This is a genomic window from Leisingera sp. F5, from assembly GCF_001593695.1.
In genome coordinates this window covers 1-8,681 of record NZ_LUKH01000074.1, presented here as the reverse complement: position 1 = coordinate 8,681, position 8,681 = coordinate 1, and the positions used below count along the sequence as shown (strand labels likewise).

At 61.0% G+C, this 8,681-nt stretch carries 9 protein-coding genes; 8 read left to right on the top strand and 1 reads right to left on the bottom strand.

Annotated elements, in window-relative coordinates; translation table 11 throughout:
- Positions 1–798 (bottom strand): ester cyclase (locus tag A2I95_RS23620; RefSeq protein WP_291733772.1); only part of this gene is annotated, 798 nt, incomplete at its 3' end.
- 173 nt (positions 799–971) lie between these two features.
- Here A2I95_RS23620 and A2I95_RS23615 point away from each other — a divergent pair.
- The 8 genes from A2I95_RS23615 to A2I95_RS23580 form a co-directional block, all read left to right on the top strand.
- Positions 972–2,024: an ABC transporter ATP-binding protein gene (locus A2I95_RS23615; RefSeq protein ID WP_291733771.1), complete on the top strand. Its 1,053-nt coding sequence runs from the start codon at positions 972–974 to the stop codon at positions 2,022–2,024.
- A gap of 81 nt (positions 2,025–2,105) precedes the next feature.
- Entirely contained in the window at positions 2,106–3,341 is a 1,236-nt protein-coding gene (locus tag A2I95_RS23610; RefSeq protein WP_291733769.1) for an extracellular solute-binding protein, read from the top strand.
- A 72-nt stretch (positions 3,342–3,413) separates the two neighbouring features.
- On the top strand, positions 3,414–4,442 hold the full coding sequence (locus A2I95_RS23605) for a carbohydrate ABC transporter permease (RefSeq protein ID WP_291733767.1): 1,029 nt from the start codon (positions 3,414–3,416) through the stop codon (positions 4,440–4,442).
- Positions 4,442–5,323: a carbohydrate ABC transporter permease gene (locus tag A2I95_RS23600; protein ID WP_291733765.1), complete on the top strand. Its 882-nt coding sequence runs from the start codon at positions 4,442–4,444 to the stop codon at positions 5,321–5,323. Before A2I95_RS23605 ends, A2I95_RS23600 begins: the two co-directional genes overlap by 1 nt.
- A 132-nt stretch (positions 5,324–5,455) precedes the next feature.
- Positions 5,456–5,986: an ester cyclase gene (locus tag A2I95_RS23595; protein ID WP_291733763.1), complete on the top strand. Its 531-nt coding sequence runs from the start codon at positions 5,456–5,458 to the stop codon at positions 5,984–5,986.
- A gap of 54 nt (positions 5,987–6,040) precedes the next feature.
- Positions 6,041–7,354 carry a histidinol dehydrogenase gene (gene hisD, locus A2I95_RS23590; RefSeq protein ID WP_291733761.1) on the top strand — a complete coding sequence of 438 codons (1,314 nt, stop codon included), beginning with the start codon at positions 6,041–6,043 and terminating at the stop codon, positions 7,352–7,354.
- Positions 7,351–8,406, top strand: a complete 1,056-nt coding sequence (locus A2I95_RS23585) for an ester cyclase (RefSeq protein WP_291733759.1) — start codon at positions 7,351–7,353, stop codon at positions 8,404–8,406. The genes hisD and A2I95_RS23585 overlap by 4 nt, the downstream gene beginning before the upstream one ends.
- A 1-nt stretch (position 8,407) precedes the next feature.
- Positions 8,408–8,681: SDR family NAD(P)-dependent oxidoreductase (locus tag A2I95_RS23580; RefSeq protein WP_291733757.1), on the top strand; the 274-nt coding region annotated here is incomplete at its 3' end.

Sequence of the window (8,681 nt, the reverse complement as noted above, 5' to 3'; positions counted from 1 at the left end):
GCCGAAAAAACCGCCATAGTGCCCTTCGGCCATGCGGCAAAGATGGCCGGTCTTGGATCGCTCGGTGAATGCCGCACGGAACGGCCCAGAGTGCTGCTTGGCATAGCGTTCGATTGTGTATGTGGCACCAATGCCCGAGGGGCCCCACCAGATCATGTCGTCATGCCAGGTGCGGGCCAGTTCCTCTTCCAGCGTCATGTTACTGTCCCACTGGCCCAGATCGGCAATCATTGCTTCGATGGCTGCTAGTGTTCTTGTGCCCTCCTCCGCCGGCTGTGCGTCAAACAGCAGACCGTCATGGGTTGCCGGTCCCGGCTGCACCAATTGCGCGCCGGTCCCGACCGGGAAAGGCTGCAGCCCGGCCTGCAGCATCAGGTGCGGGATATCAAAATACATCGCGGTCTCGGTGATCCTGCCGTCTTCAACCCTGTGAAAGGCGCAGTAACGCAAGAACGCCATCTTGCGGGTCGGGCGGATACCCAGCCAGGCGCCGTCATGCAGCCCCATCAGATGCCCCATCGAGCAGACCCAGACGCCGCCCGGATCATCAAACCGGTTCTGTCCGGCGAAAAACACATCGATACGGCGCTGCAGACGGGTCAGGTTTTGCCGCAGCGGCACCCAGAACTGCGTGCCAACCTCCTTGGCGCCGTGGATCTCTCCGAACGGATGAAAGCCGCGCCACAGCAGGTCGGGGCTGCAATGCTGCGCCATGACGGCGGGAATTTCCGCTGCCACCGCCTGGTCCAACGCCTGGTAGAAGCTGCGCACCACCTGCTTTTCAGCTTGAAAGCTCATTCTAAAATTCCTTTCGGTTCAACGGCTTCCTAGCCTGTTACGCCCAAGTGAATCACCGTCTTTCCGGCAATATTGCATACGTATGCAAAAAAGTCTTGCCAGATTTGATGCCGCAGGAATACAGTTTTGCAAACGTATGCAATTGTTGATTCTCCTGGGGAGGGAGCAGCGGTATGGCCGAGATTCAGCTTCGCAATGTAGGCAAGCGCTGGGGCAGCTTCGTGGGGGTTGAAAACTTCGACCTGACCATTGCTGACAAGGAATTTCTGGTGCTGCTGGGCCCTTCAGGCTGCGGCAAGACAACCACCATGCGGATGATCGCAGGGCTGGAGGATGTCACTGATGGCGAGATCCGGATCGGCGGCGATGTAGTCAACGATCTCGACCCCAAGGACCGCGATGTCGCGATGGTGTTCCAGTCCTACGCGCTTTACCCGAACATGAACGTCTACGAGAACATCCGCTTCCCGCTGAAAGTGCGCGGCATTGATCCCGCCACCCATGACGAACGGGTCATGCAGGCCGCCGACCGGGTAGAACTGCGCGACTTCCTGCACCGCAAGCCGGCTGAACTGTCGGGTGGCCAGCGCCAGCGCGTCGCCCTCGCCCGTGCCATCGTGCGCAAGCCCAAGGTCTTCCTGATGGACGAACCGCTCAGCAACCTTGATGCCAAGCTGCGGGTCTCCACCCGGGCCCAGATCAAGAATCTCAGCCATGACCTGCAGGCCACTACCATCTACGTGACCCATGACCAGATCGAGGCAATGACGCTCGCCGACCGGGTTGTGGTGATGAAGAAGGGCGTGGTCCAACAGGTCGGCGCTCCGACCGAAATCTACGACCGGCCCGCCAACACCTTTGTTGCCAGCTTCATTGGCTCTCCGGCAATGAACCTGATGGAGGGAGAAGTCACAGGCGGCGTTTTCCGGGCGCAGAATGTGGAAATCGCCGGGATTGCAGCACCGGACGGCCCTCTGACGCTTGGCTTCCGCGCCGAAGACGGAGGGCTCGCAACCGGCGGTCACGGCCAGATCAACGCCCCGATCTACACGCTGGAACTGCTGGGTGATGCCACCATGATCTCGGTCCGCGTCGGCGGCGCTTTGGTCTCGGTCAAGGCGGACAAAAGCTTCCGGGCCGAGATCGGAGACATGGTTTCGCTCTCGGTGCCAAAGGAAATCTGCCACCTCTTCCAGGCCGGAAGCGGTGCGCGGCTGGAGAACTGAACCAGCATAACGCCGTCCTGCATGCAGAGAAGGTTCACTGGGCCAAACCCTTCATATGCGGCCCGAAACAGGGAGGAAACTATGTCGATCAAAAGCAAGTTCATTCTAAGCGCTGCGGCTGTGTTCATGGGCAGCACCGCCTACGCTGGCTGCGGCCTCAGCGGCGGCAACGTCAGCATTCTTGGTAATGAATTCGCCGCCATTCAGGCGGTTGCCGAAGGCGCCAAGCAATGCGCTGGCGGCGGCGTGACCGTGGAAAGCAACCTGAACAAGGATTACCGGGAACTGCAGGTAGCTGCGCTGACCGCCAACCCGGCACAATACACTACGGTCACCACCACCAACGCAGCCATTGTGCCGCTGCTGAACAGCGACCTGATCCGCCCGCTGGATGACCTGATTGCCAAACACGGCCAGCACCTCAGCAAAAACCAGATGATCACCGTTGACGGCAAGGTCATGGCAGTTGCCTTCATGGCCAACGCGCAGCACCTGTTCATCCGCGAAGACATCCTGAAAGCAGCCGGTGTCGAGGCTCCCAAAACCTATGAGGAAGTGATTGCAGCTGGCAAGGCAATCCAAGAAGCAGGCTTGATGCAATACCCCTTTGCTACAACCAGCCAAACCGGCTGGAATTTGGCTCAGGAGTTTGTGAACATGTACCTCGGCCACGGCGGCAGTTTCTTCAAGCCGGGCACCGCCGAGCCGAATGTCAAAAACGAAACCGGAGTTGCAGCGCTGAACACGCTTAAAGAGCTGGTATCGCTGTCCAACCCCGACTACCTGACGTTTGATTCCAATGCGGTCCAGGCCTCCTGGGAAGCGGGTGATGTGGCGATGGCTCATCTTTGGGGGTCGCGCGGCACCGGCATTCTGGACGACGAGGGTTCCACTGCGGAAATCGTCAGCAACACTGCTCTGATCTCCTCGCCGACCGTCGGTGGCGGCAGCACCCCCGCGTCGACTCTGTGGTGGGACGGATTTGTAATTGCAAGCAACGTCAGCGACGAAGATGCAGAGGCGAGCTTTGTCGCGATGGTGAACGGCATCAGCCCGGAAGTCGTGAAAGCCAATAACGACGCTGCCGTCTGGCTTGTTGAAGGCTATGAGCCCTCGCCGGCCTCCGCAGGGGTTGCTGCCACTGCAACCGGCGGCACCAAGCCCTATCCGATGATCCCCTTCATGGGCCTGATGCACACCGCGCTGGGGTCTGAACTGACCGAGTTCCTGCAAGGTTCGGAATCCGCGGAACAGGCTCTGGCCGATGTTGAGGCGTCCTATGTTGCCGCAGCCAAAGAAAAAGGCTTCCTGAACTAAGGAACCCGCCAATGCAGGCAGAGCCGGCCTTAGCGGCTCTGCCCCAGCCACCCGTCTAGGGGACAATCCGAGATGCGCCACAAAACGTTCTTCTGGTTCATTCTGCCCAGCCTGGCAGCGATGATCCTCTTCATCGCCCTGCCGCTGGTATCGGTTGTAATCCAGTCGCTGCACATCGAGCATGAGCAGGTGATCGTGACAACTGAGAACTGCGGCCCGTTCGGCTGCACCGAGGAAAGCTCTGTCGACACAGAGGCCACTGCCGCATTGCGCGCCGAACAGCCTCTGGGCCGCTTTGCGGGCCTCACCACCTATTTCGACCGCGGCCACCTGGCCACCGCCGAGGTTGCCGAGGCTTGGCGCAGCCGGGACAGCCTGAGCGGGTTCTTCTCCGAACTTTATAACCTGCCGTTTTACAAGGCGCTGGCCTTCACGCTGACCTACACCTTCCTGGTGACGCCGCTGGTAATCCTGCTGGGGCTGATGATTGCCCTTGGCGTCAACCGGCTGACCCCTGTGCTGAAGGGGCCAACCATCTTTGTGTCATTGCTGCCGATGATCATCACGCCGCTGATCGGCTCGCTGATCCTGTTTTGGATGATCGACGCGCAAGGGGTGATCGGCAAAACCCTGCAGTGGCTGTTTGACGACCCGGATCTGTCGCTGAAGGCTTCGCCAGTGCTGACCTGGATTACTCTGATGGTTTATGGCGTCTGGAGCTCCGCGCCTTTTGCCTTCGTGGTCTTTTATGCCGGCCTTCAAACAGTGAACTCGGACTCGCTCGAGGCGGCGATGATCGACGGCGCCACCCGCTGGCAGCGCATTCGTTACGTGGTGATCCCGCATCTGACTCCGCTGGTGGTGTTTATCTCGCTGATCCAGCTGATGGATAACTTCCGGGTGTTCGAACCGATTGTCGGCTTCTCTGCCCAGGCCAATGCGACCTCGTTGTCCTATATCATCTTTGCCGACATGCGCAGCGACATCACTCGTTTCAACTCGGCCGCAGCGACATCGGTGCTGACCGTCATCGGTGTGGCGATCCTGCTTTCCCCGGTTCTTGTCCGCACATGGCGGGATTTCAAAGGAAAGGCTGCCTGATGTCCAGCGTTGCAAACCGCTCCTCCCGCTCTGTCATCATCTTCTCGTCGGCTTTTGTCCTCCTCTGGGTGGTGATCGCCTCCTTCCCGTTCATTTGGACCCTCTGGGGCTCGTTCAAAGTGCAGGCCGACTTCTTTTCCAAGGCCGACTGGCGCAACGCCCTGTGGGGCACCCGCACAATGATCGAGGCCGGCGGCACATTCACCGGAGCCGGTTATGAGGGCGCCTGGATCCAGGAAGAATTCTGGCGCGCCGCGATCAATACGATGATCGTCGTCTTCTTCACCGTAATCATCTCGCTGACCTTCGGCACGCTGGGCGGTTATGCACTCGCGCGCTCGGGCCACAACTATGCTTTCTGGCTGCTGATGATCGCCCTGGTGTTCCGTGCAATGCCGCATATCACGCTGGTCTCCGGCTACTTGCTGCCATTCTTCGAGTGGAACCTCTGGGGGCATCTGCCTACCTCAATCATCGTGCTCGTTGCGATCAACCAACCTTTCACGCTGTGGATGCTGCACTCCTTCTTTTTGAACATCCCAAAGGATCTGGATGAAAGTGCCAAGGTTGACGGCTGCACCCAGTTCCAAGCCTTCCGCCATGTGATCATCCCGGTGATGTGGCCCGGCGTGATCACCACCGGCCTGTTTTCCTTCCTGCTGGCCTACAACGATTTTGCCGTCACCTCGATGCTGCTGAGCGAAGACAACCGCACCATGGTTCCCGCCATCGCCGCTTTCCTTGGTTCGACCCTGGAAGAGGGCAACGTGATGTTTGCTGTCGCTGCTGTGGTCTCGGCCACCGCTCCGCTGTTCGTCCTGGTGATGTTCTTCCAGCGTCAGATCGTCAGCGGCCTGACCGCAGGCGCGGTGAAAGGGTGATGAGCGCTTCCGCCCGCAATAACGCGGTCGGGCGCCACCCAGCGCTCAATCGTATGCCTCGAGACTTTCTTCATGCCCTCTCAGTTTCTGCAAGCCGCCGAAAACTGACACGCAACTTTTAAGGACAAACACATGAAAGGCTCCCGCCCCGAACAGGCCGTGCTGACCAAAGACACGGACCTGAGCAAGACTGAAGAAACCCGCCGCGTGATCGAAAACATGGTGGACGGGCTGAACGACCACCGGATCAGCGACATCGGCGAATTCTTCTCCGAAGGCTTCCGCTGGATGGGCAACCAGGGCTGCGGCACCAAGACCGGGCTGAAGGAATTCCAGGACAACTGGCAGCGCCCGTTCCAGGCGGCCTTCTCCGACAAGGTCTGCATCGACGAGGCCCGCCTCTACATGGGCGAATGGGCCGCTGCCTTCGGCCGCCAGGAAGCCACCCACTCAGGCACCTTCCTGGGTATTGAGCCCACCGGCAAGCGGGTCGAGATCCGCTACATGGACTTCTGGAAGGTTGTCGACGGCAAGATCGTCGACAACTGGGTCAACGTGGACTTTGCCCATGTCGCGGCCCAGCTGGGTGTCGATGTGTTCAACGGCGAAGGCTGGGAAGCCTATGATCGCGGTGAAAAGACTGCCCCCCGCCCAGACAAGTGATCCAATGCCGGGCGGCGCCTCATGCCGCCCGGCCCTCCAGCCTGAGGATACCCCATGACCATCGAATACCTGAAACGCGGCAAACCCGAAGCCGACCGGGCCGAGGACGACGCCAAGACCCGCGCCGTGGTGGAAGCCACGCTGAAGGACATCGAAACCCGCGGCGACGCGGCTGTGCGCGAGCTTAGCGAAAAGTTCGACAACTATTCCCCCGCCTCCTTCCGTCTCAGCCAGCAGGAAATCGACGCTCTGATCGCCCTGCTGAGCGCGCGCGAGCTGGCAGACATCAAATTCGCCCAGAAGCAGGTACGCAATTTCGCCCAGGCGCAGCGCGACTCGATGCTGGACATCGAGGTCGAAACCCTGCCCGGCGTTATTCTGGGCCACAAGAACATCCCGGTGCAATCCGTGGGCTGCTATGTGCCCGGCGGCAAGTTCCCGATGGTCGCCTCCGCCCATATGTCGGTGGCGACCGCTTCCGTCGCAGGCGTGCCCCGCATCATCGCCTGCACCCCGCCCTTCAACGGCAAACCGAACCCCGCAGTGATTGCCGCCATGCATTTGGGAGGCGCGCATGAGATCTATGTGATGGGCGGCATCCAGGCCATCGGCGCTATGGCAATCGGCACCGAAACCATCGACCCGGTCCACATGCTGGTCGGCCCCGGCAACGCCTTTGTGGCCGAGGCCAAGCGCCAGCTGTTCGGCCGCGTCGGCATTGACCTCTTTGCAGGCCCCACCGAAACGATGGTGATCGCCGACGAAACCGCGGCAGACGCGGAGTTGTGTGCAACCGACCTCCTGGGCCAGGCCGAGCATGGCTATAACAGCCCCTGCGTTTTGCTTACAAACTCCCGCAAGCTGGCAGAGGAAACCCTCTCCGAAATCGACCGCCTGCTGGGCGTGCTGCCGACGGCCGGCACTGCCAAGGTCTCCTGGGAGGAATACGGCGAAGTTATCGTTTGCGGCACTTATGACGAGATGCTGCAGGTGGCCGACGATATCGCCTCTGAGCACGTGCAGGTGATGACGAACCGCGACGACTGGTTCCTGGAGAACATGACCTGCTACGGCGCTCTGTTCCTCGGGCCCCGCACCAATGTCGCCAACGGCGACAAGGTGATCGGTACCAACCACACGCTGCCGACCAAGAAGGCGGGCCGCTACACCGGCGGATTGTGGGTCGGAAAGTTCCTGAAAACCCACAGCTATCAGAAGGTCACCACCGACGAGGCCGCCACCATGATCGGCGAATACGGCTCGCGGCTCTGCATGCTCGAAGGCTTCGTCGGCCACGCCGAGCAGTGCAACATCCGCGTCCGCCGCTACGGCGGCAAGAATGTGCCTTACGGGACAGCAGCAGAATGACCACCGATATTCACACCCGGAACAAGGCGCTGATCGCCCCGATGCGGGACGCGATGCGCGACTTCACCGAAAATGGCGTGCGCGCAGCGCTGGAGGAACTCATCGCGCCGGACGCGGTGGTGCATATGTGCCACCCCTTCGGCGATCTGACCGGCCCCGCAGAACTCTATGAAACCTGCTACGCCCCGTTGTTGCACGCCATGCCTGACCTGGAGCGCCGCGACTGGATCGTCATGGGTGGCCGTACCGAGCACGGCGGCGACTGGATCGGCTGCGGTGGCCACTACTACGGCACTTTCGTGAAGCCCTGGCTCGACATTCCGCCAACCGGCCATCTGACCCACATGCGCTACCACGAGTTCTACCGCTTTGAGGAAGGCCGCGTGGTGGAAATCCAGACCATTTGGGACATCCCCGAGGTGATGATGCAGGCAAAGGCCTGGCCGATGGCGCCGTCGCTGGGCCTTGAATTCTGCATCCCTGGCCCGGCAACGCATGACGGCATCGTCCCAGGCCCCTGGGACGAGGAGAAGTCGCAGGCCTCCTGCAGCCACATCGTCGACATGCTGACCCACTTGAAGAAGCACCCGAGCCAGGGCGGCCCGGAAGTGATGGAGATGCCGAAATTCTGGCATGAGCGGATGAACTGGTACGGCCCTGCCGGCATCGGCACCGGCCGCGGCATCGCAGGCTTCCGCAACTGGCACCAGATCCCGTTCCTGAACGGCATGCCCGACCGCGGTCAGTATCTGGACGAGATCACCTATCACTTCTTCGGCGACGGTGAATACGCCGCGGTGACCGGCTGGCCGAACATGATCCAGACCGTCACCCACGACGGCTGGATGGGCATCGCCCCCTCGGGCCAGCGCATCACCATGCGAAGCCTCGATTTCTGGAGGCTGGAGAACGGCAAGATCCGGGAAAACTGGGTCACGGTGGACATTCTGGACGCCTACCGGCAGTTGGGCGTAGATGTCTTTGCCCGCCTGCGCGAGTTCAACAAGGCCCGCGTGGCTGGCGAAATCCCCTTCCCTGTCAGCGAGGTTTGACATGCCCACCTTCCCCAGCACCCCCAGTTTCAGCCTAGAGGGCAAGCGCGCCCTGATTGCCGGCGCGTCTTCCGGCATCGGCACGGCCTGTGCCGTGGCCCTGGCGGAACGGGGTGCTGAGGTCACTCTTGCAGCGCGCCGCACTGACGCGCTGCAGGACATCGCAGCGGAAATGACCGCCCGCGGCTGGAAAGCCAGGGTGCTGAAACTGGATGTCGCCGATGTTGCGGCAACAGCGGAGGCGGTGGCCGCAAACGGCCCCTTCGACATCCTGG